This is a genomic window from Niallia alba, from assembly GCF_012933555.1.
GTDB classification, from domain to species: domain Bacteria; phylum Bacillota; class Bacilli; order Bacillales; family Cytobacillaceae; genus Niallia; species Niallia alba.
Map to the genome: position 1 here is coordinate 817,753 of NZ_JABBPK010000001.1, position 26,226 is coordinate 843,978.

The window sequence follows — 26,226 nt, forward strand, 5'->3', positions numbered from 1 at the left end:
TTTACAAACTTTGTTCCGGGAATAATAATAGAAAAGCTAGTAAGGGGGATTTAAGTGAAAAAATACCGTTTAGAGAACTGGGATTGGTATCAGTTATTGGAAGAAGCGGATATACAAGAAGTTTCCCTTGAAAAGGGACCAGTAATTAATACATGGTTTCGGGAAATAAAAGATAATCGAAATAATTATCTTCATATAGATACGTCCATAGAAGAACAGGAAACCTTGAGTGGATCCCTTATATACCACAGGGAGATTAATGAAAAAGAAGATTATGAAATTTTTCATTTCTATTTATCTAATGATACGTTAATCACCTTTGACTATAAAGATAATAGCTTACATATAGATAGAAATAATTTATTTAAAGAAATAAAGCGAGCTCAAAATCCAATTGAAGGGTTTATGGTTATTTTAGGAAAGATAATGACAGAAATTTTGTATCATATTGATTCATATGAACAACAGTTAGATGAATTGATTTGGGATGTAAAACAAAAGAACAGCATAAAAACATTAGATAAAGTATACCAATCAAGACATGAATTACTTATTTGGAAGAATGTCATGATTCCTTTTCTTGAGATCAGATACTCGTTAGAGGAAGCGTTTGGAAATGAGATTACAAAAGGAAAAGAATACGCGCGTATTAGTAAGAGAATTGAAAGAGGATTAACCTTGGTGGAAGAATACCAAAAAGAATTAAATAATTTAGTCGATTTTGAAGAGGTTGTGTCACAACATAGAGGGAATGAAATTATGAAAACTCTTACAGTTTTTACTACGTTGTGCACACCGATTATGGCTTGGGGAGCATTATGGGGGATGAACTTTAAAATAATGCCAGAGCTAGAATGGAAATTTGGATACGTTATTTCTTTAGCAATTATTATTGTGTCAACTATCATTGTATTTTTCTATCTTAAATCAAGAGGATGGATGGGAGATTTACTAAAGGCACGTAAGAAAAATTCATTTTTTCGCTAATGCTTTTTCCAATCAAAATTAGACTCTCTCATATAAATTAGCATATAATAATGTGGTAAACATGTTAATGATGAAGAAAAACTCCCAAAGGTATACAAGGAGGATTTATGGAAGAGTCAAAATTTTGTAGTGAGTCATTGGTCGTAAAAACAAGTATTGTTTTTCCAACAGATACTAATACGTATGGGACGTTATTTGGCGGAAAATTAATGGCCTATATTGACGATACAGCTGCTATTGCAGCGATGCGTCATGCAAGAAGAGGGATCGTAACTGCTTCGACTGATTCTGTCGATTTTTTGTATCCGATTCATGAAGGTAATGCTGTTTGTTTAGAAGCTTTTGTCACCTATACAGGAACTTCTTCTATGGAGGTTTTTGTAAAAGTAAATGCAGAAGACTTAATTACTGGCGAACGTCATTTATGTGCACTTAGTTTTCTAACAATGGTTGCCATTGATGAACATGGAAAACCAACTAAAGTTCCGAAGGTTATTCCACAGACAGAAGAAGAAAAGAGTCTGTATGAATCTGCGAAAGAACGTGCAGAAGCGCGAAAGAAACGGAAGAAGGAAACAGAAGAACTTGCTAAGAAATATAGAAGTTTAGGATAAATGGTAAGGGGAATGTCGGGAAATGACATTACTTTCTGTCATTTTCTCGCATATCTATTGGGCAGCAGTAGGACCGTTTGCTAAGCAAGAAACGGGTTTGTCGAAGGATATTCAGCTATTCAGATAAGATTTTCATTATTGGTAAAAATCAATTTGAAATGTTGTCGAAATAACAAATTATTTTCCAGGAAATGATGAGAATTTCCGATATCTTGTCTAATTACATTGTCTGATTTTGCAGGAATACTTTCTTTTTCTTTCCCATGAATCATTCTATTACAAGGGATACATACAAGGGGGCAAAAATGAAATTATTTTCCCTATCGTATTTTGTGATCACAAGGAAAATTGATTTAAATATGCAAATTATTGAAGAAGAAAAGAACCTTATTCTATGGAGTGATAAAGTTACTAGCGAGGAGCAAACATTTCTTTTAAAGGCGATACATGACATTTCTTTTAAACCATCAAGAAATCAATATAAAATACTTTACTTGCATACAAATCGTGGAGTATTCTCCTTTGTGGTAAAAGATAATCCTGAGGAAATGATTCGGTTAATCAAAAGTCGATTAAAGGATTATCAATAGGAAGCATTGTTTAATCAAAAAGGTTTGAGCAAGGAGGTTATGGGCCTCTTTACTCAAACCTTTTTAATCTTTTTCAGATAGAATGCCGAATATACGTAAGATACTAATAAATAAGTTTAGGAAATCAAGATATAAATTTAAAGCCATTAAAGGAACTTGATCTGCTGTTACGCCATAATGCTTCATTCGATTGAAATCGTAAAGAACATAGCCGCTAAATACAAGAACACCAATAAAGGAGTATGCCAGCATTCCGTTTGATCCGAGGGGCCAGAAGATATTAAAAATCCCAATAGTAATTAGGGCTATTAAGGAAGCAAGCAACATGCCTCTTAAGAAAGAGAAGTTACGCTTTGTTTTTGTCGCATAGATAGCTACTCCAGCAAACACAATCGTTGTAGTACCTAAGGCATTGATAACAACATTTCCTCCGACTGCTGATACATAATAAGATACGATTGGAAATGTGGTAATACCTGAAATAAACGTAAAGGTGAATAAGAATCCATACGATAATGATTTTCCTTTTCTTGCAAAAATAGCAATTAACAAAAGAATGACTTCTAAAATAGATAACGGTAAGAATAAATAGGTAGGGACGAAATTACCGATCATGGTGCCGATAAAGGCTATTCCAAGCGAAAGAGCAAAAGTTCTTAACACTGAGGGCATATATTCATTACTTGGGCTATATGCATACATTATTCTTCACTCCAGTATTGAGTTTGTTTATAAGATATTACGAAACATTTCTCTAAAAAGTTTCCATTTATTATTCTTTTTCGCGGACAGCTTCTGCTTTTAATAAATCACGGATTTCCTTTAATAATTCTTCTTTTGTATCTACTGTTACAGTCTCTTCTTTGACTTCTTCTTTCTTTTTAAATTTATTTAGAAAGCGGATTACTAAAAAGATAGAGAAAGAAATGATAAAAAAGTCAACGATAGTTTGTAGGAAATTCCCATATTCAATCTTTGCATAAGACCATGAGGAGAAATCTACTCCGACAACAAAATAGGCAAAGAGAGGCATAATTAAATCCTCAACTAGTGAGCTAACGATTTTGCTGAATGCGGTGCCGATAACCACCCCAATTGCTAAATCCATTACGTTTCCTTTTATTGCAAATGCTCTAAATTCTTTCCACATATGATCCTCCTGATAATTCTTCATCTTATTTTGTTCATTAAAATATTATTATTCTTACATGAAAAATAATTAATTTCAAGCCTTTGGTATAGATAGGATTTATTAAACAGAGCTTAGAATAAACAAGCAGTTTTAGTACATTACCTTGAAATTCGAAAATAGTTCTTTTGGCTCGCTTTCGGTTATTTCTATATGTTGAACTTTTGCGAAGCGAGTTCCTTTTTTTATTTTTTCTAAAAAAGTATGTAGAGATTCAGTAGAAGCAACGGCAATACATTCCACTGTTCCATCTGCTTTATTTCGGACCCAGCCGGTCACATTATTTTCTAAAGCTAATGTTTGGACGAAGTATCGAAAGCCAACACCTTGAACCTTTCCCTTAAAAATAAGATGAAATTGTTTCATATCTTACCTCCTGTTTGGATGTTTTTTTAATCAAGGTACCTTCTATAGTTTTAGCGATATATTTCCTTTTTCAATCAATCATCTCATATGTATATGTACTGTCGCAAGTTGAGTCATTAGGTATAGAGAAATAGATCAGCAAATAGTTCAATTGTTGTGAGTGAATGGCGTTGGGAGCAAAAGGGGAAATTAGCTGGAAAAAGCTAGATTTGTAGATTGGAGAGCAATTTGGTACTATAAGTAGGTATGTATCATGCTCTGAAAAATATTAGGTACTTTTTTTTGAGAGGCTTTAATAAAATAACTTGTAGTGAGTATGTCCCTTATTTACTAATCTGGGCTACCATTAACCGTAAATCGAATTATCTAGTTTCCCAATAGTGGAGTTTAGATTCGTTTGAAAAATAGGAGAAAGATAATGAAAAGAAATAAATATATCTGGCTATTATGGGTCGGAGTAATTATAATTGCAGGAATTTTAATAGCTTCTATGGTAAATTCCTATTTGATAGAGAAACATAAGAATGAGATTGACCTAAACCATACTGTTATTAAGAAAGATTTACAATGGGTAAAAGAAAATGCTTATTTTGAAATGGATATGAACGTGAAAGAAAAAGAGTATGAATTGTATATTGTAGGTGAAGGAGAAAGGAAATATCAGCAAGTAGAAGATAGTGAGTTAGGAAAAAAAGATGATACGATTGTGACGGGAGATTTTTCCTTTTTCTTATGGACTGAAGAGTACGGACATGAGGCAGCTAAACAAGAGCTTGAATTGCCCAACCCGATGACCTTTAATTTGTCACAAAAAAATATCGGAACGTTTCTTGTTAATCAGCAAAATATTGCTGCTGTTTTTCAAGGAGAAGAGGCTAATGAAGTAATGGCTTATTTCTATACGATCCATAACGGAGAATTAGTTACATTGACTGATTATGGTATGCGAATATTCAGTAAAGACATTAAGAATATTCAACAAAACTATATACAGACGTTAAGAAAAAAGGATAAAGAAATAATGGAATTTGATACATGGATGCTCGAGCAAAATAACGGTAAATTATTAAAAGTAGATGCAACTTCTGTTGATAATAAGGAAATTATTAAAAATTGGCTCGATGAGGAAGAATTTTATTATCCTTATAAGAATTTATCCGTTACCTCTAGTTTAATGAATTTAGCAGAGCAAGGAATGTTAATAGGGGCTCAATATCCAATTGGTACCAATATAAAAGAGATAAAGAAAATAAACTCCAATTATATGGAGGAAGAGTATAATCAGAAATACAATCAATTAAATTTTCCTGAGGTTACTTATTACTATGACAAGAGTACGGAGCTGGTTACTTCGATTTCTATACCAGGAGTTCGTTTAAAAGAATCGGTACAGTCTATTCAAGACACGATAGGGAAGCCAGAGGATTATGTTACAAAAGAGGATGGGTATGTAGCAACCTATTCAGCAGGGAATTATAAGTTAATTATCCAATTAGACTTATCTCAACGAATTAAAACGATTAGATTGGTGAAATAGAAATCGTTTATCCCACTCTTAACGGACAGTAAGATTCAACTGTAAGCTTATGAGAATACGAGGAAGATAGGTGGGAGATTAACTGTCCGTAAAGGTCCGATTGGTTCAACTAACCATCAGTGGGGGAGGAAGGAAAACCCCCACTGATGGAATTTTCACTTTATCCTATCAAAAAAGGATGTCTCATGGAATATTCAGTCGCAAACATTCCATGGAACATCCTTTACTTAATCCTTAAAAAGCCCAATCACCATTACGGAATACAGGTTCTACTGTACCATCAGCAGTAATACCGTCAATGTTCATTTTGTCTGAACCAATCATAAAGTCAACATGTGTAATACTGTCGTTTAATCCTTTTTCGGCTAATTCTTCACTAGACATCTTTTTTCCACCTTCTATACAGAATGCATAGGCGCTACCGATTGCTAAGTGATTTGATGCATTTTCATCAAATAAAGTATTGTAGTATAGAATATTTGATTGAGAAATAGGAGAACGATGTGGTACTAATGCTACCTCACCAAGGTAATGGGAACCTTCATCTGTTTCTACTAATTGACGAAGAATTTCTTCTCCTTCTTCTGCCTTCACTTCCACAATACGTCCATCTTTAAATGTAACAGAGAAATTATTAATAATATTTCCACCATAGCTTAATGGTTTTGTGCTTGAAACAGTTCCATTTACACCTGTTTTGTGAGGAACAGTGAAGACTTCTTCTGTAGGCATATTTGCCATGAATTCAAAGCCCTTTTCATTGATAGAGCCTGCCCCGCACCACAGATGTCCTTCAGGTAGTTCAATGGTTAAATCTGTACCTGGAGCTGTGTAATGAAGCTTTTTATATGCCTTCCCATTTAAATAATCTACTTTTGTATGAAGTGTTTTATCATGCTCTTTCCAAGCTTGGATTGGGTCTTCTTGATCGACTCTAATTGCTTTGAAAATAGCATCCCAAAGTAATTCAACTTTGCTTTCTTCAGGAGCATCAGGGAAGACAAGGTTTGCCCAAGCTGTTGATGGAACAGCAATGACTGTCCAGCTTACTTTATCTGATTGGACATATTTTCGGAACTGGCTTAAAGCTGTACCAGAAGCTTTTTGGAAATTGCTAATTCTTTCAGAGGCAATCCCTTTTAAAAGATCAGGGCTTGAGGATACAACAGACATGAAAGCTGCCCCTTCTTCTGCAAGTGCAATTGTCTCTTTTGCTCTCCATTCAGGATATTCCCTAAATGCTTCATCTGGCGCTAATTCATATTTTGTTCGAGTCACTGTATCATCTCCCCAGTTGACAACAACGTTATTTGCCCCAATTTGGTATGCTTCTTTCACTACTAAACGAACAAATTCAGCAGATTCAATGGATGTATTGATAACAAGTGTTTGTCCCTTTTGAATGTTAACACCGACTTTTACTGCAAGTTCTGCATATTTTTGCAGATTTTCTTGAAATGTACTCATTTTCATTCTCCTTTTCTTTAAGCTATAAGCTCTATGTATAAACATGAATCCCAAAGTTGGAATGGATGCTGCTTCTATTGTAGCTTTTTTAGAAAAAGAAATAAACTGATTCATCGTAACATTAGGATAATAATTGGTCTTGTTTAGGGTTGCAAACAAATAATAAGTATTTTTGGTAGAATAGAGATATTGGATTTTTTATTTTTGGAGGTTTTTATGTCTAATAGCTTACAAGCAGTTATCTTTGATTTCGATGGTGTTATTGCAGATACTGTTCCTTTATATTACGAAGCAACGAAAAAAATGGCCGTAGAAATTGGTGCCCCCTTTACAAGAGAGGACAATGTAAAATATCAGGGCGTTCCGCGAAAGGTTCTGATTGACGATTTAGTCGCACGAACAGATAAAGTGGTTTCTGATATAGAAAAAGAGAGGCTTGGAAATCGGAAAAGTGATTACTATAAGAACTTAATTGCCGAATTTACGGTAGACAATATGTTGCCAGGAATGTATGAATTTTTGAAAGAATTGCGGGAGGCTGGTATCAAATTTGGTATTGCCTCATCTAGTTCAAACGCGCCTTATCTTTTGGAGCGTTTTGGAATAAGAGACTGGTTTGACTGTATTGTAGATCCTCATTCTTTAAAAAAGGGAAAACCAGATCCAGAAATATTTTTAACAGCAGCCGACTGCTTAGGCATTGATTATCTCCATTGTGCAGCTATAGAAGATGGACAAGCCGGGTTGAGTGGAATTTTACAAACACCTATGTTTTCTGTTGGCATAGGGGAAGGGAAAGTTTTTGAAAAAGCAGATTGGCAAGTTTCTTCTACATTAGAATTAAAAGCTAAAACTTTATTAGAGAAATTTAATAATAGATGAAAAAGGCTGGAACATAAGTATTCCAGCTAAGGTTAAACCCGAACAAAGAAATGCTAATGGAAACGTATAATTGTTCAGACTTTTTTTCATTGTTAAAAAGGATGCTCTATGAAGTTTGTTGCTGTTACCCGCAGCCGGAATACACTTCGCTTTCCGTGGGGCTCGCGCTGAGCCGCTTCGGCCTTTGCCAGCAGGTCTCAGACTGTATCGCTAATCCCATAGAAGTCTACGTGTATTCAGGCTGCTCCCCGCGGAAAGCGAGTGTCTGTAGCGCAATGGAACGAATTAATTTTTACACTTGACTATAGTTAAAAACATAAATAATCAGTATAGGAAAGTAACCTTTATTTAAGAGCTAAATGAGAGATTGTTCGTCATTACAGAGTATCTATTTAGTTATGCCACACTCTCTTTACCTTTTTTTATTCTTCTTTTTTCATCGCCGCTTTTAATAAATCACCCAAACTGTTTCCAAAGCTTTCGTCCTTACTGTATTTCTGGACTAGTTTCCGTTCTTCTCTTTTATTAATTGTTTTCTTACGGTCAGTAGCTTTTTCCACTACGTTACAGTTTCTGCATTGGAAGTAGGTTCCTGCCACTCCGTTATGAATTTCCATTTTTTTATGACATTGTGGACAACGTTTATTGGATAGTTTTGGATCCTTTCTTTTACTGAAGGAGCAATCCATACTGGAACATACAAGGACTTTTCCGTTTTTCGTATTTTTTTCTTTTAAGAAAGATCCGCACTCTGGACATTTTGATCCAGTTAAATTTTGCATTTTATACGATTTCTCACTGTGCTTAATTTCACGGACAAATCGTTTTGTTTGCTCTTTTATCTGTTCCATAAACTGTTTAGCATTAGCTTTTCCTTTGGCAATATCCTCTAATTCTTGCTCCCATTTTGCAGTTAAATCAGGAGTAGTCAAATCATCATTAACGAGATTGATAAGTTGTTTCCCTTTGGAGGTAGAATGCAATTTCCCGTTTTGTCTTTCTAATACTTCAGAAGAAAGCAATCTTTCAATAATTTCAGCACGAGTTGCTGGGGTTCCAAGTCCAAACTTTTCCATTTTTCCAAGAATGTCAGCTTCTGTAAATCGTGATGGAGCTTCCGTGAATTTTTGCTCCATATTCACCGATTGGACTTTTAATTGTTTCCCTTTTTGCAGCTGTATGCTTTTAGAGGAATCTGCTTTGCGAGCATCTAAAGCCTTAAAACCGAGATCTACAACATTTGTCTCCTGAGCTACAAATGATTCTCCGTTGATGTTTAATGTGGTGGAAATGGTTTCGTACTTATATTTTGGATAAAATAGTGCCAAAAATCTTTTTACAATTAAATCATAAATTTTTACTTCATCATTATCTAACCGATTTAAAAAGACTGGTTGTTCGGTTGGAATAATTGCATGATGGTCAGATACTTTGTTGTTATTAAAGACATTATTTGCTTCGACCTTGCCTTTGTTGCGAATGATAGGTTGAACTTCTTCTTTAAATGCCCCGGAAATGCTTTCTAATCGATCAAGCATGGTTGCCTTCATATCTGTTGTTAAGTAACGAGAGTCAGTTCTTGGATAAGTGACTAGTTTATGTTGCTCGTATAGCTTCTGAAGTACATTTAACGTCTTTTTAGCAGAAAAGCCGAATCGTCGGTTAGCATCTCGCTGGAGCTCTGTTAAATCATAAGGCATTGGCTGCTGTTCTGTTTTTTCTTTTATGGTAAGAGCCTCTACAACTGCATGCTTTCCTTTAGTATTGGCAACAATCTCTTCTGCTTTTTCTTTTGAGAAGATTCTTCGCTCATGATTCTTTTCATATTTAGCTTGTAGAGAGTCTACGTTTGCTGTAATGGTCCAATATTCTTTTGGCACAAAGGCTTGAATTTCTTTTTCTCTCTCTAGAACCATGGATAGAGTTGGAGTTTGTACACGTCCTGCTGACAAGGGATCATTGAATTTTGTTGTTAAGGCTCTTGAGACATTTAACCCAATTAACCAATCAGCCTGAGCTCTACACACTGCCGATTGATACAGGCGATCAAACTCTTTACCTGGCTTTAACTGCTTAAATCCATCTTTTATTGCACGGTCTGTCTGAGAGGATATCCATAATCGTTTCGTTGGTTTATTAAAGCGAATTTTCTCGAGAATCCATCTTGCGACTAATTCACCTTCTCGCCCTGCATCTGTTGCAATGATACAGTCTGTAATATCTTTCCTTTTTGCGAGCTGATCAATTGCCTTGTATTGATGACTTGTTTGTTTCATCACTTTTAATTCCATTTTATTTGGAATAATAGGTAAATCATCTAGATTCCAATTTTTATATTTAGGATCATAATGTTCGGGCATTTTTAATTCAATTAAGTGGCCTAAAGCCCATGTAACAATGTATTTATCTGATTCTAAATAACTTTTATTTGATTTATTGCAACCAAGCACTCTTGCAATTTCTCTCGCCACACTTGGTTTTTCACATAACACAAGAGATTTCATTTAAACACCTTCCAATAGAAAATTTTGGCTGATTCATATTGTTCCTATATGAAGTAGGTTGATTTCTGGATATCCATAAATTAAAGCCAACAGTATTCTTTCATATATAGTTGTATAAGATAAAGCCTTTGAGAATTATACATACCTTCTATTATAACATGAGGGAACGATTGGCATGGGGGTTAGTATGTAATGGGAGATTAATTGGAGGAAAAAGGAACGGCGTCCTTTAATCTTGTTAGAACGCCGTACTTTACAGTATTTTACTCAGTTTCTTCTACTCGGTTTTTAAATGCTTCTTGTGTTACGATAAATTCTTCATCGCCAGGAGCATCCTCCGTATGCGTATGTTTTTTTGTATCCTTTGGAAGAGGACCTGGATGGTTTTTCTTCTTATGATTAAAATGTTCTCCACGTGCCAATAATAACACCCCTTTCTTACCTTTCTATTTTTCATAAAAACGTCCTATCCTATACGGATGAGAAGAGGAAATTGTATAATGGAAATAGCTTCATTCGACAGGAGGGGTTAGGTTAATGGATTTTTCGTTTCTTGTTTCAGAGGACAAAATAAAAAAAGCGTATCAAAACGGGGAGTTTAGCAATCTTCCGGGATTCGGAAAACCACTTCCAAAGGACAGCTTGGCGTCTGTCCCAGAAGAATTGCGAATGGCTTATCGGGTATTGAAGAATGCTGGCTATTCTTTAGAAGAGGATAGGATTAGGCAAGAGTTATTGTCCATGGAAGATTTAATTCGATCCTGTAAAACGGAAGAAGAAAAAATGGATTTACAAAAGAAATATAATGAGAAATTATGGAGATTTAATAAAATGGTTAGAGAGCGAACAGGAACTAGTCATTCGAAACATTTTTCAGAATATCAGAAGAAAGTGGAGGATCGGTTATTTCTTAAGTAAGCTTTTTAGGTTTGGCTGGTATATGTAGTTTTTTGGATCATAAGTAAATTATTCGATCTTTATTTCATAATAAGATAGACTTATTAATAAAAGGTGATGATGACATCGCCCTTTTTTTTTGAAAAAAGCGGGACTATCGTCATGAATCATGAAGTTAACAAAATTTACATAAAATAAAACTAAAAAAATGAAGAGAAATGTCGAAAAAAAGGGTAAGACTTAGAATCGAAATTTTGGAATAAGATAGGTGAATGAGATGGATAAAACGTCCTTGATAGGAATTATACTTGCCATTATTGCTGTTGGAGTAGGGATGGTATTTAAAGGAGTTAGCCCTGCGGTATTAATAAACCCAGCGGCTATTCTAATTATTTTAGTAGGTACAGTTGCAGCAGTGGTCATTGCCTTTCCTACTTCAGAGATTAAACGAGTTCCAAAGTTATTCGGTATTCTGTTTAAGGAACAGAGAATACAGGATACGAAAGAGTTAATCCGACTGTTTTCAGAGTGGGCACAATTAGCTAGAAAAGAAGGTCTACTTGCTTTAGAAGCAAAAACAGATGAAGTCGAAGATCCGTTCTTGAAAAATGGCTTATCCTTGTCAGTTGATGGTCAAAGTGCCGAGTATATTAGAGATGTATTAACGGAAGAAATTGAGGCAATGGAAGAAAGACATCGTTCAGGAGCACTTATTTTTACACAAGCAGGTACTTATGCTCCTACATTAGGGGTGCTTGGAGCCGTAATCGGACTTATCGCGGCATTGGGCAATATGTCAGATGCTGAAGCGCTTGGACATGCTATTAGTGCTGCATTTGTCGCAACGCTAATGGGGATTTTCACAGGCTATGTTTTATGGCATCCATTTGCAAATAAACTGAAAAGAAAATCACAAATGGAAGCAAGTCAAAAATATTTAATGATTGAAGGAGTCCTATCCATTTTAGAAGGGGAGGCACCTAGAGTCATTGAACAAAAACTAGCATCGTATTTACCAGTTTCAGAAAGAAGACAATTTCTGGAGGAAAACGAAAGTAGTGTGAATGCGAATGAGTAAAAAAAGAAAAAAGAAGGTCCATCATGATGAACATGTAGATGAATCATGGTTAGTTCCTTACGCAGATATTCTTACTTTATTGTTAGCTTTGTTTATCGTTTTATACGGCATGAGTTCTGTCGATGCAAAAAAGTTCTCGGAAATTGCACAAGCTTTTAACAGAGAATTACAAGGAGGGACAGGGATATTTGAATATCCTAGTCCTGCGCCATCGATGAAAGGTGAAAATACAGAGGCTGATTTAGTCGATCAAGAGGAAAAAGTAGATAAAAAAGAAACAAAAGATGTCGCTGAGGAAGATTTGAAAGAATTACAAAAGCAGCAAGACCAAAAGGAATTGGCAGGTATTCAACAGAAAGTGAATGCTTATATTAAAGAAAATAAATTAGGAAACAAGCTTGATACGGAGCTTACTGGTGAAGGATTGCATGTGTCGATAAGAGATAATGTCCTGTTTGCATCAGGAAGTGCTGAAGTTCGAAGTAAGGATAGAAAAATTGTTTCTGAAATAGCCAATTTACTTGTGATGGATCCACCAAGGAGCATTATAATTAGCGGACATACAGATAATGTTCCCATCAGTAATTCTCGCTATGACTCCAACTGGGAGCTAAGTGTAACAAGAGCATTAAATTTTATGAAATTACTTCTTGAAAATAAAAAACTTGATCCTAAATCATTTAGTGCCAAGGGGTATGGGGAGTTCCAACCTATTGCAAGTAATGATACCTCTGAAGGAAGAGCAAAAAATAGAAGAGTTGATATTTTAATTCAACCAAGAGTAGCAACAGAAGACTAAGGAATGTTAGTCTTCTTTTTTTGTATACATGAAATGCTCGAACTTATAAAAAATTTTCACAAAAGGGAAGAAAATCTTGTTGTTTAATAAACAAAAGTTTATAATATAAACAAAAGTTTTAATAGGCGGAGAAGTCTCTTCTTTTCTACGTCTAGTTGGTAGTTTCACTTTATTTGAAGGGGAGATGGAAGTGAATGATAAAGAGATCTATATTCTTCAGCTAATTAAAGAAAATCCCTTTGTTACTCAAAATGAACTGGCTGAGAAAATGGGATTGTCCCGTTCTGCAGTAGCAGGATATATTTCTTCTTTGACAAAAGAAGGAAAACTATTAGGAAGAGCCTATGTGTTACCAAAAAAGAAAGAAGTTATTTGTATTGGTGGAGCCAATGTTGATCGAAAAGTTCAAGCAGAGGAAACGATTCAGTATGGAACGTCCAACCCAGCTTCTTCAAGTCAATCACCTGGAGGAGTTGCAAGAAATATTGCAGAGAACTTAGGAAGACTTGGACTTGAGACCTCTTTATTTACAATCGTAGGAGATGACCATGAAGGAGAATGGTTATTAGATAATACGAAAATTTATGCAGATATCACTCCTTCTCTCTTGTCTAATTTGCATCGAACAGGTACGTATACAGCTCTGTTAGATTCAGATGGTGAGCTTGCCGTTGCTTTAGCAGATATGTCTATCTATGACAGCATTGATGTAGAGACAATTGATAAAAAATGGGGCTATCTAGCAACATCAGAATTAGTGATACTAGACACTAATTTTTCTGCCGATGTTTTAGAGTATATTATTGCTAGATGCAGGCAAGAAAAAATGGCATTATGTATTACGCCTGTTTCTGCACCAAAAGTAAGGAAATTGCCAGAAAATTTACAGGGAGTTACATGGCTTATTGCAAACAGTGAAGAGGCTGAGGTACTAGCTGGAATGGAAATAAAAGAAGAAGGCGATTTCTTTAAAGCAGCGGAAATCATTCTTGCAAAGGGTGTAGAAAAAGTTGTTATTACCCGAGGCGATAAAGGACTAATCTATTTTACTAAATTAGGTGAAGCTGGTGTTATTTTACCTCCTGAAGCAGAAGTGGTCGATGTAACAGGAGCCGGTGATTCATTAGTTTCGGGTATTATGTATTCACATATTAAAGGCTTAAGCACGGAAAATGCTTGCAAAATTGGAATCGCGTGCTCAATTATTACGCTGCAATCTTATCAGACAGTAAATCCATTATTAAATAATAAAAAACTGCAAGAAATATTTGGAAAATACTTTCGTTAAAAGGAGCAAATAACATGAAAACAGAATGGTTGGAATTCTCTAAAGAAGTATTAGAGGCAAAGAAAAACGATCTCCCAATTGTAGCATTAGAATCAACAATTATATCCCATGGTATGCCTTATCCGCAAAACGTTGAAACAGCTAAAGAGGTAGAGGATATTATCCGTAAAAATGGAGCAGTCCCTGCAACCATTGCGATTATTGACGGGAAAATTAAGATTGGTCTTTCGGACGATGAAATTGAATTTTTAGCTAAGAGCGATAATATTGAAAAAGCAAGTAGACGTGATTTACCTTATCTAATTGCAGGCAAAAAAAATGGCGCTACAACTGTGGCTGCTACCATGATTTGTGCGGAACTAGCAGGGATTAAGGTGTTTGTAACTGGCGGAATTGGTGGTGTTCATAGAGAAGCAGAGCAGACTATGGATATTTCGGCAGACTTACAAGAGCTGGCTAAAACCAGTGTAGCAGTCGTATGTGCTGGTGCTAAATCAATTTTAGATATTGGCTTAACGTTAGAGTATCTAGAAACATATGGCGTCCCAGTGGTTGGATATGGAACAAAATCTCTACCAGCCTTTTATACGAGAACAAGTCCATTTGAAGTGAATTTCTCTGTAGAAACACCAAAAGAAGCAGCAGCGATGATTCAAACAAAATGGGCACTAGGACTAGAGGGTGGGGTCGTTATTGCCAATCCAATTCCAGAAAAAGATGCCCTAGAGGAAAAATACATTACGGAAATTATTGAAAAGGCATTACAAGAAGCAAAAGAAAATAATATCACTGGGAAAAAGGTAACTCCGTTCTTATTAAGTAGAGTAAAAGAGTTAACGGAAGGGACAAGCCTAGTTGCTAATATTGCATTAGTTAAAAACAATGCAGAAGTAGGCTCAAGAATGGCAGTGGAGTTAAATAAATAAGTAATCAAAGACTATTGAAAGTGGAATAATGCTTCATGACAGAAGCGGTATTCTCTTTGAATGGTCTTTTTTCTTACTAGTAAGAGTGGAACCCACTTCTCAAGGATATTTTAACAATAGAAGGAGCTCCCACTTTTCTAGTTTTCTTGTCTTTTTTTGAACTTTACATATTCAAGAATACCGGCAAAATCTTCTTTTGTAATACCATCCTCTATGGCTTCTTCAACTAAACTAATCCAGTCTTCGTCTATCCCGTCTATTGCTGAATTGTGATTGTCTAGTAGTTCTTCTACATTGGTATCAAGGGTGTATGCAAGTTTCGTTAGTACTTGAAGAGAGGGGTTTTTTTGAATCCCTCTTTCAATATAGCTTAAGTAAGATTTAGAAACACCGGATTTGTCCGAAAGTTCATTGATAGAAAAACCTCTTTTTAATCTTAATTTCTTTATTTTTGCTCCAACCAACATGACAATATTCTCCTTACCACATATAGAAGTACTATTTCATTATAACGAACAAATTGTTCAATAAAAAATACAGAAAAGCTAGAAAACAAGAGGATATTCAAGAAAGAGAACGGAATTCGTTCTTTAAAAAGAAAAAACGGCTGATTTTGGAATTTTCGAAAATGATAGATTTGCACTATACTAACTAATAAGTTCTTAAAAAAGAACGAATTGGAAATTTTAGAACATATCTAGCATACTGCGATGAACTTTTACTCCTATCAATTATTATTTATTCAATTTAAGTCACTAGTGTTGCGTAAATAGTGTCATAATTTTCAGTTTAATTGTTTACTCTACTTAGAGCCAAAAAAGTAATTACCTTTCTAAAGGCGGCTCCTGTCCATTTGGAAATTTATTTACAATTAGACCTGTGCAACGACAACAATTTGTTGATTAAGGGATGGCTTTTCCTTCAATTTTGCGAAGCCAGACATGTGCTGGTTTCCACAATGATGCCCTTAAATAACGGCTAATTTGCAAGGTTTTCCGCTTACTTTTTGTTTCGAGTTGTACCAGAACATGAAGACAAAAAACAATAAGTGCGATAAACACTTGATTTTGAATCGCCCATTCACTTTGACCGTAGAATTTCTTGATATTGAGATGTTGTTTAATCCATTTAAAAAACAGCTCAATTGCCCATCGTGATTTATACATTTCCGATATTTCTTCGGCGCTTAAGTCAAAACGATTTGTGATTAAATGAAGTTCATTACCTTTTGAATCTATTATTTTTAGAAGTCGAAAATAGTTTTCAGCTCGGTTTTGAGTTGTACCAATCAACACCATTTGATCCGACAAAACAGATGAATCCTTGGGTAGTTTAAAATCATAAACCTCCCGTACGACTGCGTTTTTTCGTAGCCTAGAAAGAAAAAAGTAGCCTTCATCGGTCATGCGATCAAAACGCTCGTAGTCTAGATAACCTCGGTCAAACACATACATGCATTCTTTATCGTCAACCATAATCTCAAGTTGACCACGATCGTGTTCGCTTGCCGTTGTCATCACGGCTTTTTCGGGATAGGATTCTCCCTTTTCCATAAATACAAGGCGTAAGTGTAACTTTACGCCTGCCTTAGTTTTGCGGAACTTCGCCCATTTATGATTGGTCAAATTTAGTGGCAAAGTACTTGAATCAATAATTTTTAACGGCATGACAAGTTTTGTGTAGTGTGTTTTGGCGTGAATTTGTCCGACTAAATCAAGGAAAAGTCTTTGAAACAAATCTGGATTTAGACCATTTAAACGGCGCGAGAGCTGAGAAATGCTTATAGAATCAAGGTCGATTTCCTTTTGAAGATGATCATCAAAAAGGCAATCACTTAACGCATGAAGACTTTCAACTTCTTCTAATTGTGCAAAAAGTAATAGTTTTAGGAATGATTCTGTCGTTAACTTTTTCGTATAGCAATCTAATTTCAATGTTTTCACCTGTTCTTCAAATAATTGAAGATTAATTGGCGAAAACCATTGTCCAAATGAAGTTTTTCGTGTAATCTTGTCCATGAGATTGGTCCTTTTTTAGTGGATTTGGACGGGTTACCACCTGACTTATCCATTATAAAGGACTTTTTCTATGCATAAAATAATAAAAGTGAACATTTCGAGTATTTTTAATAGTGAAATTAAATTAATGCAACACTAGTGAATTTAAGTAAGCTTAATGGAAAATAAAGGGGAGAAAAATGTATAGAAAAAACTGTGATAGATGCCTAAGACCGTCGTATAGTAGTAGCGAAATAGGAAAATGGATTTGTCCTATATGCCAAAATGATTTGACTGATTATCCTTTTTTTGATGCGATTACATTTGAACAAATATATATAAATTATTCTTTTAAAAAAGTGCTAAAAAGCTATCAAACGCAATATTATGATAGAAGTCAATCTAAATAGTACTGCTGGCTTACTAGTAAAATGTAAATAATGCTTAAGTAGGATTCTTTCGATTGGATTCGAGGGATTCAACATATTTTGTAGAAACAACAAGAAATCTTTTAGTAATTTGTCCTAATTTTATGACAAATTACTGCAATATTCTAACAATAAAAGCGTTATAATGAGAAAACAGTAAAAGGATAAGGGAATAATTAAATGTAAAAGGCAAACCAATACGAAAGTTTGGGACGCAAAGTCACGGATCTAATGTGCGAAACAATGATGGCCGGACTGCCAAAATACAAATGTATTTTTGGAGGGAAGAATTAAGTGATTAATAGTCAACTTTTTACCGAAGAATTGGATTCAGAATGGATTCAATTAATTAATGAAGCCAAAGATATTGGAATGAATTTGCAAGAAGTAAGAGAGTTTTTACGAAGCGAGAAGGATTACTTAATTCAAGAAAATACGAAGTAAACATTTAAATATAGTACCTTTTGAACACAAAAGTAAAAAACATCTACGTATAATTTCTCACAATAGAAAAAATTGCATTGTGAGAAATTATACGTAGAAAAAATTTTTTAGAGTTATCATAACTTATTTAAGATATATAAGTTGGAAAAAATATTATTTTTTTTGTTGCAATCTCCATCTATTAAATTCCAAAAATTCGCGAAATTCTTTTTTAGATACTCCAGAATCCATTGCTTCTTTCACAATTTTTAACCACTCAGAATCTAAATCATCTTTATTTTGCTGATCATTTATTAAATGATCAACTGGTATATTAAAAACAGCGGCAATTTTCTCTAAAAATTGAATCGATGGATTGGATTGTAAATTTCTTTCTAAGGAACTTAAATAAGACTTCGCCACTCCTGCCTGTTCAGCTAATTCTGACAAGGACATTCTTTTCTCCAAACGTAGCTGCTTTACACGATCCCCAATCATACGCTCACTCACTTTCACTCTTAACAATATGTATATTTATCATAGCATTTATAGATAAAAAGTTCCATATAAAGAACAAATTGTTCTATCCACTATGCTTATAAATCAATGATGTAAATAATTATTTTTAAATTTTGTTCACAATATTGAAATATATCCAATAGTATTTACCCTTTGTTAAATAAAATGAAACATTTTTTTATTTGTTTTTCAATCCTTTTTAGACAATTTGTCTGAAAAAGGGTAGAATGGTAACGAATAATTTGAAAATGTTGGTGAATTTCATGTTGAATAAATATTATGTGATATTCGAAGAACTTGAAGCGGCAATTAGAAATGGGAAGTATCCACCGGACACTATTTTGCCATCTGAAAATGAATTAGCAGAGCAATATAACACATCTAGAGAAACGATCCGTAAAGCTTTAAATATTTTATCCCAAAAAGGATATATCCAAAAGCTCAGAGGGAAGGGTTCCTTAGTACTTGATCTGGAAAAACTGCAATTCCCGATTTCTGGATTGGTTAGTTTTAAGGAATTAGCAGATAAAATGGGACATTCCTCTGTGACCATTATTGAAAGCTTTACGAATAAACAACCATCTTCTCTTTTACAAAAAGAAATGCAGCTAAGTAAAGAAGATTCTATTTGGGAAGTTTTTCGTGTAAGAGAAATTAATGGGGAACGCATTATTTTGGATAAAGACTATATTGTTGAAAAATATGTGCCTGGATTAACAGAAGAAATATGTAGAAGTTCTATTTTTGACTATATTGAGAAGCAGTTAAACTTAAAAATTAGTTTTGCGAAAAAAGAATTTACGGTAGAAGAGCCTACTGAAGAAGATTATAACTTACTTGATTTAGAGGGATTTCATTCAATTGTTGTTGTTAAAAACTATATCTATTTTGAAAATGCCACGTTATTTCAATATACAGAATCTCGACATCGCCCAGATAAGTTCCGATTTGTTGATTTTGCAAGGAGAAACGAAGCTTAAAAAATAATGATAGCATGTTTTATTTTCTTTCTATGGGGAACGTTACTTATAGAAAATAGGAAAAGGAGATGCTAGATATGAGTAAGAAGATTGCCACATTAATTACTGATATGTTTGAGGATTCTGAGTACACAGAGCCGGCTAAAGCGTATAAAGAAGCTGGACACGAGGTAGTAACAATTGAGTTAGAAGCTGGTAAAACGGTGCAAGGAAAACAAAAAGAGGCAACTGTAAGTATTGACAAAGGAATAGACGAGGTTTCTTCTGATGAATTTGATGCTTTATTCATTCCAGGAGGATTTTCTCCAGATCAGCTTCGAGTAGATGATCGAGTAGTTGCCTTTACTAAGGCATTTATGGATGCAAAGAAGCCAGTTTTTGCAATTTGTCATGGACCACAGCTACTTATCACTGCGAAAGCGCTAGAGGGTAGGAGTGCTACTGGTTATAAATCAATTAAAGTGGACATGGAGTATGCTGGTGTTACTTTCAAAGATGAGGAAGTAGTTGTATGTGGGGACCAATTGGTGACAAGCAGAACGCCAGAGGATATTCCTGCATTTAATAGAGAGTCGTTAAAGCTTTTAAATAAATAAGGGGAATATCAAACTAGAAGGGGCTGTACGTACACCGATTTATGGTAAGAAGAATATAATCTTTTTATCATGAGTTGGAGTAGGTATCAGCCTCTTTTTTGTGTTATCTTTAAGAAGAGAAAGAGCGACATTCAAAAGATTCACTGCACAATATTCCACAGAAGCAGCAATGATAAATAACAGCAAAAAAGCGCCAAATGAATATAATCTGGATGAGGGAAACGAATAATAATGAACGATTCCATGCAAGAGAATGGATAGAAAGAAGGATTGTAAATGATTGTATTAAAATCAACACGGGAAATTGAGCAAATGAGGAAGGCTGGCGAGATTCTAGCTGGTTGTCATAAAATGATAGCCAAGATGATAAGACCAGGAATCACTACTTTGGAAATTGATCAGAAGGTTGAAGCATATTTAGCGGAAATGGGAGCGACTCCTGAACAAAAAGGGTATCGTGATTATCCATATGCAACTTGTGCCAGCATTAATGATGAAATTTGTCACGGTTTTCCAAGGAAAGAGCCTTTAAAAAAAGGGGATATTGTAACAATCGACATGGTTGTTAATTATAATGGTGCTTTGGCTGATTCTGCATGGACCTATGCGGTTGGTGAAATAGCTACAGAATTAGAGAAATTAATGGATGTCACAAAAAAAGCTCTCTATGCGGGAATCGAACAGGCGAAGGTTGGAAATCGAATCGGGGACATTGGATTCGCTATTCAGCAATATGTAGAAGAACAAGGCTTTTCTGTTGTGAGAGATTTTATTGGCCATGGTATTGGGAAAGTAATTCATGAAAAACCAGAAGTACCTCATTTTGGTTTAGCTGGTAAGGGACCTCGCATAAAAGAGGGAATGGTATTTACGATTGAACCAATGGTTAATGTTGGCGATTATAAAATGAAAATGGATAATAACGGATGGACAGCAAGAACAGTAGATGGTAAACACTCTGCACAATATGAACATACTATTGCTATTACGAAAGAAGGAGCAATAATCCTTACAGATCAAGAGGCTTGATCTGTAAAAGGTACATAGAAGAATGAAGCAAGCTAGGAATGATCTGTTTTCCTGTAGTAAGCTTATGCAATTTAAAAACAAAACGATTTTTAAATAAATAATCAGTGGGGATGTGCGCCACTGATTATCTTTTTTATGAGTTGTTATTGTTTACGCAAGTTCCCAAGTTCTTCAGCGATTGCTTGCATTTCATTTGGGCTAAAGGAATCTTTTTTCATCACATGTTCGTAAATTTCTTTAATGTCATCATAGAGATCTTCATCAAAATGCGTGGATTTAATCGCACCTATATTTAATACTTTTAACTTTTCTTTTATTTTTTCAATCATGAAATTTACGTTTTCTGTTGTTTTAATATCTAAATTCATGCCTTTCCCCTTTCTTGGACAATAAAGTTGTTCTATTCATCTTTTCATGCAAACATAGAAATGTCAATATAGAGAATCATTCATAAGTTGTTGCCATTACTTACAAAGTAAAATAAGTATGTAAATAAGAAAATGGAGGAAAATAAAAATGAAAGTACGTGTTTTATTTATTTGCTTAGGGAATATTTGTCGTTCACCAATGGCGGAGGCGATATTCCGTGATTTAGTTAATAAAGAAGGATTGCAAGATAAGATTGTTTGCGATTCAGCAGGAACAGGTGGATGGCATAGTGGAAATCCGCCTCATCAGGGAACAAGAGATATTCTTAAAGTGAATAATATTAAGGATGCAGGTATTTTTGCCCGTCAATTGGCGAATAAGGATTTAGAAGAATTTGATTATCTGATTGCAATGGATAACAGTAATATAGCGAATATTAAAAATCTGAATGACATGTTAGATGGCACAAAAGTCCGCCTTTTAATGGATTATACAGACGATGCTGCGGGAATAGAAGTACCAGACCCATATTATACCGGTAATTTTGAAGAAGTTTTTGCATTAGTGAAGGATGGCTGTGAAGGTTTGCTAAGGGAGATAAAACAAGTGTATTCCTTATAAGGTAGCCTGTTGTCATCCTTCAAGAAATAGTTGTATATAAATGTGGCTTAACAATGAACCAAACAACAATTTTGGAGAGGTGGCAGGGACTATGAAAATGAGTATAACAAAAGGTTTTTTTATAGGCAGTCTTATTGGAACGGCGATAAGCCTGTTGGACAGGCATACAAGACAACAGGCTGTAACGACTATACAGCATGCGAAAGATACTGTAACAGATTTAGACCAAATGACGTCAAGTTTGAATCTAACTTCAGAAAAAATAAAGAACTCAGCCACGAAAATTTCCGATGATGCAGCTTTTGTTAAGAAGCAACTTGAGGAATTAAAAGGAATAACGCCAGTAGTTGCAGGCATTATTCGAGATACTAAAGAAGCATTTTCGAAAGGGAACACGATCAATCAGGAAAGAAAGCTAGTCTCTAGCATACAATATTTACCTAAGACGGAATAGCTGTATGAATGCTTTTTAGAATGTCTAGTAGCTTAAATGATACCAATATCTATAAAAAAATCAGCCCAGCTTTGCTTGGGTATATGTATATTTAGAGATGGAGGTATCATTCAGGCTACATCTTTTTACAGTACATAATACAAGCTCTTATTAGAGACATGTTTTTATTTACATAATAACGGGCAAAGGTACATACATAAATGAACTGTTAGGGCGGTGATTTTGTATGGGAAAGGTCATTCATTTTTTTAAGGTTCTCATCAAAAATATTCAACAAGATGATGTATTTGATTTGGCAGCACAGTTAGCCTACTATTTTTTATTGTCTATTTTCCCACTACTCATTTTCGTAATGACACTCCTTCCATATCTTCCTATTACAAAAGAAGACTTGCTAGGCATAGTGGAGGGATTTGCTCCTGGAGATATTATGAATACGATTGAATCAAATATCGATCAGGTGCTAAACAGAAACGTGAGTCTTTTATCATTCGGGATCATCGCGACAATATGGTCTGCTTCAAATGGCTTAAATGCTATCATAAAGGCTTTAAATAAAGCCTATAATGTGGAAGAAACCAGATCATTTATTGTTGCAAGAGGGATGTCTATTTTGCTGACACTTGGCATGATTGCGGTAGTAGTAGTGGCGCTGTTATTACCAGTATTTGGAGAGCAAATAGGGATGTTTTTATTTTCACAATTTGACTTAACAGATGAGTTTTTATCTATATGGAATACGTTAAGATTTCTTGCATCGCCAATTATTTTATTTATTGTGTTTCTTGCCCTTTATTGGGTTGCTCCAAATAAAAAACTGAAATGTATTTCTGCCATTCCCGGAGCAATTTTCGCTGCGATTGGCTGGGTTCTTGCCTCCTTGGCTTTCTCCTATTATGTTGGGAATTTCAGTAACTATTCCGCAACTTATGGAAGTATTGGGACCATTATCGTTTTAATGATTTGGTTCTATATTACTGGCATAATTATCATCTTGGGTGGAGAGATCAATGCTTACTTTACGGAAAAGAGAAAAGAACCTTGTTAACCAGTATCCGTAATTTACCTCTATAAAAGAACACTAATAGAACAAACTAATAGTGGGGAAAACAATTAATAGGGGGGATTTAGAATGACAAAACATACAAAAAAAGATGGCGGCACAAAACAAAAAGGGAAAAGTAAGCCAAAACATAAAACATCTAGTTCTGCTAACGGACAAAACGGCTACCACTAATAGAAGTGTATAACCTTATTGATAGAAAGCCTTCAAAGATTTAGTCTTTGGAGGCTTTTTAAATATGTTATGGCGGGGAAATCAGCCAAATCGGATGAGAAATCAGCTAAAGTGGTCGAGATATCAGCCAAAGCAGGTGTGATATCAGCCAAAATAGCTGGATATCAGCCAAAGCAGGTGTGATATCAGCCAAAATAGCTGGATATCAGCCAAAGCAGGCGTGATATCAGCCAAAATAGCTGGAAATCAGCCAAAGCAGCCGGAATATCAGCCAAAGCAGCTGGAAATCAGCCAAAGCAGCCGGAATATCAGCCAAAAAAGCTGGATATCAGCCAAAGCAGGCGTATCAGTCAAAATAGCCAAAGCGAATGTCATCATCAATCAACCCGCCAAACAATATGGTCTTTTAACTTTTTAATAACCGCAAGCTATTCAAAATCACCAAGATTGTACTGCCTTCATGCCCAATTACACCAAAAGGGAGGGCAACTGCTTGTAAGAAGTTCGAAATGATAAGCAACATAATAACAGAAATGGAAAAGATAATATTTTGTTTAATAATACGATTCATCCGCTTAGATAGTTGAATGGCCTCTGCTATACGTGGCAAATCGTTTTTCATTAATACGACATCTGCTGTCTCTAACGCAACATCGGTCCCTTCTCCCATTGCAATACCTACATTTGCAGTAGCAAGAGCAGGTGCGTCATTAATTCCATCTCCAACCATTGCGACGATTCCATATTTCTCTTTTAGCTCTTTAACGGAAGCTACTTTCTTCTCCGGTAAGCATTCAGCAATATATTCATCAACATGGCTTTCTTTGGAAATAGCATTAGCTGTTTTTTCACTATCTCCTGTAATCATAACCGTATAAATGCCGTTCTGCTTTAAACGATCAATTGCTTCTTTTGATTCTTCTCGTACAACATCCTTTAGAGCAATCAGGGCGATTATTTCTGTGTCCTTTTTGACAAATACAGCTGTTTTTCCTTCATTTGATATTTGTTCATATATTTTGTTTTGGAAAGCAATTGCTTCTTTTTCTCCCACAAAAGCGGCTTTCCCGATTCGCCATTCCGTATTATTAATTTTTGCTGTAACGCCCCAACCTGAATTATCTTGAATGCTTTCTGGTTGTGTTAACGGTTCATTGTATTTCTGCTCAGCATATCGAACGATTGCTTTTGCGAGGGGATGGTTTGAATGACTTTCAATGCTAGCCGTTAATTGAACAATTTCTTTCTCCGTAAATTTATTATCGATAAATACATCTGTTACCACAGGCTTTCCTTTCGTTAACGTTCCTGTTTTGTCAAAAGCAATTGCGCTTACATGGGCGAGATTTTCTAGATGGACGCCACCTTTAAAAAGGATGCCAGCCCTTGCTCCATTTGAGATTGCTGATAAGGTAGCTGGCATTATACTAGCTACCAATGCACAAGGAGATGCGACTACTAAAAAAATCATTGCTCGATAGAATGTTTCATTCCAAGACCAACCCAACAGAAAATGCGGAAGGATCAGTAATAGGCCAACGATAGATAAGACTATTTTGACATAGGATCCTTCAAATTTTTCGATAAAAGCTTGAGAAGGTGATTTCTCACTTTGTGCCGATTGAATCAAGGTAATAATCTTTTGAAAAAGTGTTTCGTCTGCATGCTTTGTAAGGGTAACAGTAATTGAGCCACTTATATTTACTGTTCCAGCAAATACTTCATCATTTATTTCTTTGGTTAATGGAATGGATTCACCTGTAATAGCGGCTTCATCAATCGCCGTTGTCCCTTTGATAATTTTTCCATCTACGGGGACTCTTTCCCCGGGCTTAATTAAGATGATGTCAGAGATAGTAAGAGAAGATACTGGAACTGCTTGTTCACGACCATCTGGAAGTATTTTAATTGCTTCTTCTGGTTGTAACTTCATAAGGGCAGATATTTCCTTATTACTCTTATTCATTGTATATGTCTCTAACGCGCCGCTTACAGCAAAGATAAATATTAATATCGCACCTTCAGCCCAATATCCGATAATAGCAGAACCAATTGCAGCAAAAATCATTAGCATTTCGACATTTAATTCTTTATTATCAATGGTTTCGGTGATTCCCTCTTTTGTCTTTGCATATCCACCAATCACAAAAGCAAGCAAGTAGGCAGCGATAGAAATAGATGAATAATCGAAATGGTGTAAAATCCATCCAATCACAATTAAAATTCCGCTTATTCCAGCAGCAATTAGTTCGAGATGAGGAGATAGCTTTGCAAATAAAGATGGCTTCATTTCTACCTTTGGTTGTACATAGGTTTTGAATTCCGTTTCTGTGGACATTTGTTTTTTCCTCCTTTTAAATGATTATCTGTTCTTATTGAGAGAGAGAATCAAGTTCACTACCCTTAAAAAACACGAAAGCTTCCACCTAAGAAGGTGACAGCACAAAAT

The 26,226-nt window shown here is 35.1% G+C and carries 29 protein-coding genes and 1 riboswitch; of the genes, 18 read left to right on the plus strand and 11 right to left on the minus strand.

Annotation, left to right across the window (positions count from 1 at the left end; all coding sequences use genetic code 11):
• The first annotated feature begins 54 nt into the window (after positions 1 to 54).
• The 3 genes from HHU08_RS04080 (at position 55) to HHU08_RS04090 (ending at position 2,191) form a co-directional block, all read left to right on the plus strand.
• A complete protein-coding gene (locus HHU08_RS04080) occupies positions 55 to 987 on the plus strand; it encodes a magnesium transporter CorA family protein (RefSeq protein WP_169187859.1) in 933 nt (310 codons plus the stop codon).
• Between the two features lie 107 nt (positions 988 to 1,094).
• On the plus strand, positions 1,095 to 1,601 hold the full coding sequence (locus HHU08_RS04085) for an acyl-CoA thioesterase (protein ID WP_016202277.1): 507 nt from the start codon (positions 1,095 to 1,097) through the stop codon (positions 1,599 to 1,601).
• Positions 1,602 to 1,906: 305 nt separating this feature from the next.
• Complete coding sequence (locus HHU08_RS04090) at positions 1,907 to 2,191, plus strand: hypothetical protein (protein ID WP_169187860.1); 285 nt, start codon at positions 1,907 to 1,909, stop codon at positions 2,189 to 2,191.
• A 63-nt stretch (positions 2,192 to 2,254) separates the two neighbouring features.
• On the opposite strand, the gene HHU08_RS04095 is transcribed toward HHU08_RS04090, so the two are convergent.
• The 3 genes from HHU08_RS04095 to HHU08_RS04105 all read right to left on the minus strand — a co-directional run bounded on the left by HHU08_RS04095 (position 2,255) and on the right by HHU08_RS04105 (position 3,746).
• Positions 2,255 to 2,893: a Bax inhibitor-1/YccA family protein gene (locus HHU08_RS04095; RefSeq protein ID WP_169187861.1), complete on the minus strand. Its 639-nt coding sequence runs from the start codon at positions 2,891 to 2,893 to the stop codon at positions 2,255 to 2,257.
• A gap of 70 nt (positions 2,894 to 2,963) precedes the next feature.
• Entirely contained in the window at positions 2,964 to 3,341 is a 378-nt protein-coding gene (gene mscL, locus HHU08_RS04100; protein WP_169187862.1) for a large conductance mechanosensitive channel protein MscL, read from the minus strand.
• Positions 3,342 to 3,473: 132 nt separating this feature from the next.
• The gene (locus HHU08_RS04105; protein ID WP_169187863.1) at positions 3,474 to 3,746 is read right to left on the minus strand and encodes an acylphosphatase; all 273 of its coding nucleotides are present in this window, start codon (positions 3,744 to 3,746) and stop codon (positions 3,474 to 3,476) included.
• A gap of 418 nt (positions 3,747 to 4,164) precedes the next feature.
• Here HHU08_RS04105 and HHU08_RS04110 point away from each other — a divergent pair, with 418 nt between their 5' ends.
• Positions 4,165 to 5,283: a hypothetical protein gene (locus HHU08_RS04110; protein WP_169187864.1), complete on the plus strand. Its 1,119-nt coding sequence runs from the start codon at positions 4,165 to 4,167 to the stop codon at positions 5,281 to 5,283.
• 234 nt (positions 5,284 to 5,517) lie between these two features.
• On the opposite strand, the gene HHU08_RS04115 is transcribed toward HHU08_RS04110, so the two are convergent.
• Positions 5,518 to 6,750, minus strand: coding sequence for an aminopeptidase (locus tag HHU08_RS04115; protein WP_169187865.1), 1,233 nt, complete (start codon positions 6,748 to 6,750; stop codon positions 5,518 to 5,520).
• Positions 6,751 to 6,966: 216 nt separating this feature from the next.
• On the opposite strand from HHU08_RS04115, the gene pgmB reads away from it, so the two are divergent.
• The gene (pgmB, locus tag HHU08_RS04120) at positions 6,967 to 7,632 is read left to right on the plus strand and encodes a beta-phosphoglucomutase (RefSeq protein WP_169187866.1); all 666 of its coding nucleotides are present in this window, start codon (positions 6,967 to 6,969) and stop codon (positions 7,630 to 7,632) included.
• Between the two features lie 422 nt (positions 7,633 to 8,054).
• Here the strand turns inward: pgmB and HHU08_RS04125 are convergent, their stop codons facing one another.
• Complete coding sequence (locus tag HHU08_RS04125; protein WP_169187867.1) at positions 8,055 to 10,136, minus strand: DNA topoisomerase III; 2,082 nt, start codon at positions 10,134 to 10,136, stop codon at positions 8,055 to 8,057.
• Between the two features lie 263 nt (positions 10,137 to 10,399).
• Positions 10,400 to 10,558 carry a hypothetical protein gene (locus tag HHU08_RS04130; RefSeq protein ID WP_016202288.1) on the minus strand — a complete coding sequence of 53 codons (159 nt, stop codon included), beginning with the start codon at positions 10,556 to 10,558 and terminating at the stop codon, positions 10,400 to 10,402.
• A gap of 115 nt (positions 10,559 to 10,673) precedes the next feature.
• Here HHU08_RS04130 and HHU08_RS04135 point away from each other — a divergent pair, with 115 nt between their 5' ends.
• The 5 genes from HHU08_RS04135 (at position 10,674) to HHU08_RS04155 (ending at position 15,124) form a co-directional block, all read left to right on the plus strand.
• Positions 10,674 to 11,054 (plus strand): DnaJ family domain-containing protein, encoded by a 381-nt coding sequence (locus HHU08_RS04135; RefSeq protein ID WP_016202289.1) that lies wholly within the window; start codon positions 10,674 to 10,676, stop codon positions 11,052 to 11,054.
• A 256-nt stretch (positions 11,055 to 11,310) separates the two neighbouring features.
• The gene (gene motA, locus HHU08_RS04140; RefSeq protein WP_016202290.1) at positions 11,311 to 12,111 is read left to right on the plus strand and encodes a flagellar motor stator protein MotA; all 801 of its coding nucleotides are present in this window, start codon (positions 11,311 to 11,313) and stop codon (positions 12,109 to 12,111) included.
• Positions 12,104 to 12,910, plus strand: coding sequence for a flagellar motor protein MotB (motB, locus tag HHU08_RS04145; RefSeq protein WP_169187868.1), 807 nt, complete (start codon positions 12,104 to 12,106; stop codon positions 12,908 to 12,910). Before motA ends, motB begins: the two co-directional genes overlap by 8 nt.
• A 184-nt stretch (positions 12,911 to 13,094) precedes the next feature.
• Entirely contained in the window at positions 13,095 to 14,198 is a 1,104-nt protein-coding gene (locus tag HHU08_RS04150; protein ID WP_016202292.1) for a carbohydrate kinase, read from the plus strand.
• 14 nt (positions 14,199 to 14,212) lie between these two features.
• Positions 14,213 to 15,124 carry a pseudouridine-5'-phosphate glycosidase gene (locus HHU08_RS04155; protein WP_016202293.1) on the plus strand — a complete coding sequence of 304 codons (912 nt, stop codon included), beginning with the start codon at positions 14,213 to 14,215 and terminating at the stop codon, positions 15,122 to 15,124.
• 137 nt (positions 15,125 to 15,261) lie between these two features.
• Here HHU08_RS04155 and HHU08_RS04160 read toward each other — a convergent pair whose 3' ends face one another.
• Positions 15,262 to 15,591 carry a helix-turn-helix domain-containing protein gene (locus HHU08_RS04160; RefSeq protein ID WP_169187869.1) on the minus strand — a complete coding sequence of 110 codons (330 nt, stop codon included), beginning with the start codon at positions 15,589 to 15,591 and terminating at the stop codon, positions 15,262 to 15,264.
• Between the two features lie 435 nt (positions 15,592 to 16,026).
• Complete coding sequence (locus HHU08_RS04165; RefSeq protein ID WP_016205139.1) at positions 16,027 to 17,142, minus strand: IS4 family transposase; 1,116 nt, start codon at positions 17,140 to 17,142, stop codon at positions 16,027 to 16,029.
• 585 nt (positions 17,143 to 17,727) lie between these two features.
• Positions 17,728 to 17,812: riboswitch (cyclic di-GMP riboswitch) on the plus strand.
• A gap of 31 nt (positions 17,813 to 17,843) precedes the next feature.
• Here HHU08_RS04165 and HHU08_RS04170 point away from each other — a divergent pair.
• Positions 17,844 to 17,993, plus strand: coding sequence for an anti-repressor SinI family protein (locus tag HHU08_RS04170; RefSeq protein WP_016202296.1), 150 nt, complete (start codon positions 17,844 to 17,846; stop codon positions 17,991 to 17,993).
• A 153-nt stretch (positions 17,994 to 18,146) separates the two neighbouring features.
• On the opposite strand, the gene HHU08_RS04175 is transcribed toward HHU08_RS04170, so the two are convergent.
• Complete coding sequence (locus HHU08_RS04175; RefSeq protein WP_016202297.1) at positions 18,147 to 18,470, minus strand: helix-turn-helix domain-containing protein; 324 nt, start codon at positions 18,468 to 18,470, stop codon at positions 18,147 to 18,149.
• A 284-nt stretch (positions 18,471 to 18,754) separates the two neighbouring features.
• Here HHU08_RS04175 and treR point away from each other — a divergent pair, with 284 nt between their 5' ends.
• The 3 genes from treR to map all read left to right on the plus strand — a co-directional run bounded on the left by treR (position 18,755) and on the right by map (position 21,096).
• Complete coding sequence (treR, locus tag HHU08_RS04180) at positions 18,755 to 19,471, plus strand: trehalose operon repressor (protein ID WP_040343000.1); 717 nt, start codon at positions 18,755 to 18,757, stop codon at positions 19,469 to 19,471.
• 77 nt (positions 19,472 to 19,548) lie between these two features.
• Positions 19,549 to 20,067 (plus strand): type 1 glutamine amidotransferase domain-containing protein, encoded by a 519-nt coding sequence (locus tag HHU08_RS04185; RefSeq protein WP_016202299.1) that lies wholly within the window; start codon positions 19,549 to 19,551, stop codon positions 20,065 to 20,067.
• 276 nt (positions 20,068 to 20,343) lie between these two features.
• Complete coding sequence (map, locus tag HHU08_RS04190; protein WP_016202300.1) at positions 20,344 to 21,096, plus strand: type I methionyl aminopeptidase; 753 nt, start codon at positions 20,344 to 20,346, stop codon at positions 21,094 to 21,096.
• A 143-nt stretch (positions 21,097 to 21,239) separates the two neighbouring features.
• On the opposite strand, the gene HHU08_RS04195 is transcribed toward map, so the two are convergent.
• Positions 21,240 to 21,464, minus strand: a complete 225-nt coding sequence (locus tag HHU08_RS04195) for a DUF1128 domain-containing protein (protein WP_016202301.1) — start codon at positions 21,462 to 21,464, stop codon at positions 21,240 to 21,242.
• Between the two features lie 148 nt (positions 21,465 to 21,612).
• On the opposite strand from HHU08_RS04195, the gene HHU08_RS04200 reads away from it, so the two are divergent.
• The 4 genes from HHU08_RS04200 (at position 21,613) to HHU08_RS04220 (ending at position 24,195) form a co-directional block, all read left to right on the plus strand.
• Entirely contained in the window at positions 21,613 to 22,086 is a 474-nt protein-coding gene (locus tag HHU08_RS04200; protein ID WP_016202302.1) for a low molecular weight protein-tyrosine-phosphatase, read from the plus strand.
• A 91-nt stretch (positions 22,087 to 22,177) separates the two neighbouring features.
• A complete protein-coding gene (locus tag HHU08_RS04205) occupies positions 22,178 to 22,540 on the plus strand; it encodes a YtxH domain-containing protein (RefSeq protein WP_016202303.1) in 363 nt (120 codons plus the stop codon).
• 226 nt (positions 22,541 to 22,766) lie between these two features.
• Positions 22,767 to 23,588, plus strand: coding sequence for a YihY/virulence factor BrkB family protein (locus tag HHU08_RS04210; RefSeq protein WP_016202304.1), 822 nt, complete (start codon positions 22,767 to 22,769; stop codon positions 23,586 to 23,588).
• Positions 23,589 to 23,997: 409 nt separating this feature from the next.
• Positions 23,998 to 24,195, plus strand: a complete 198-nt coding sequence (locus tag HHU08_RS04220) for a hypothetical protein (protein ID WP_169187871.1) — start codon at positions 23,998 to 24,000, stop codon at positions 24,193 to 24,195.
• Here HHU08_RS04220 and HHU08_RS04225 read toward each other — a convergent pair.
• Positions 24,184 to 26,115, minus strand: coding sequence for a heavy metal translocating P-type ATPase (locus tag HHU08_RS04225; RefSeq protein ID WP_169187872.1), 1,932 nt, complete (start codon positions 26,113 to 26,115; stop codon positions 24,184 to 24,186). The two genes, HHU08_RS04220 and HHU08_RS04225, sit on opposite strands and share 12 nt — an antisense overlap.
• Positions 26,116 to 26,226 lie beyond the last annotated feature (111 nt).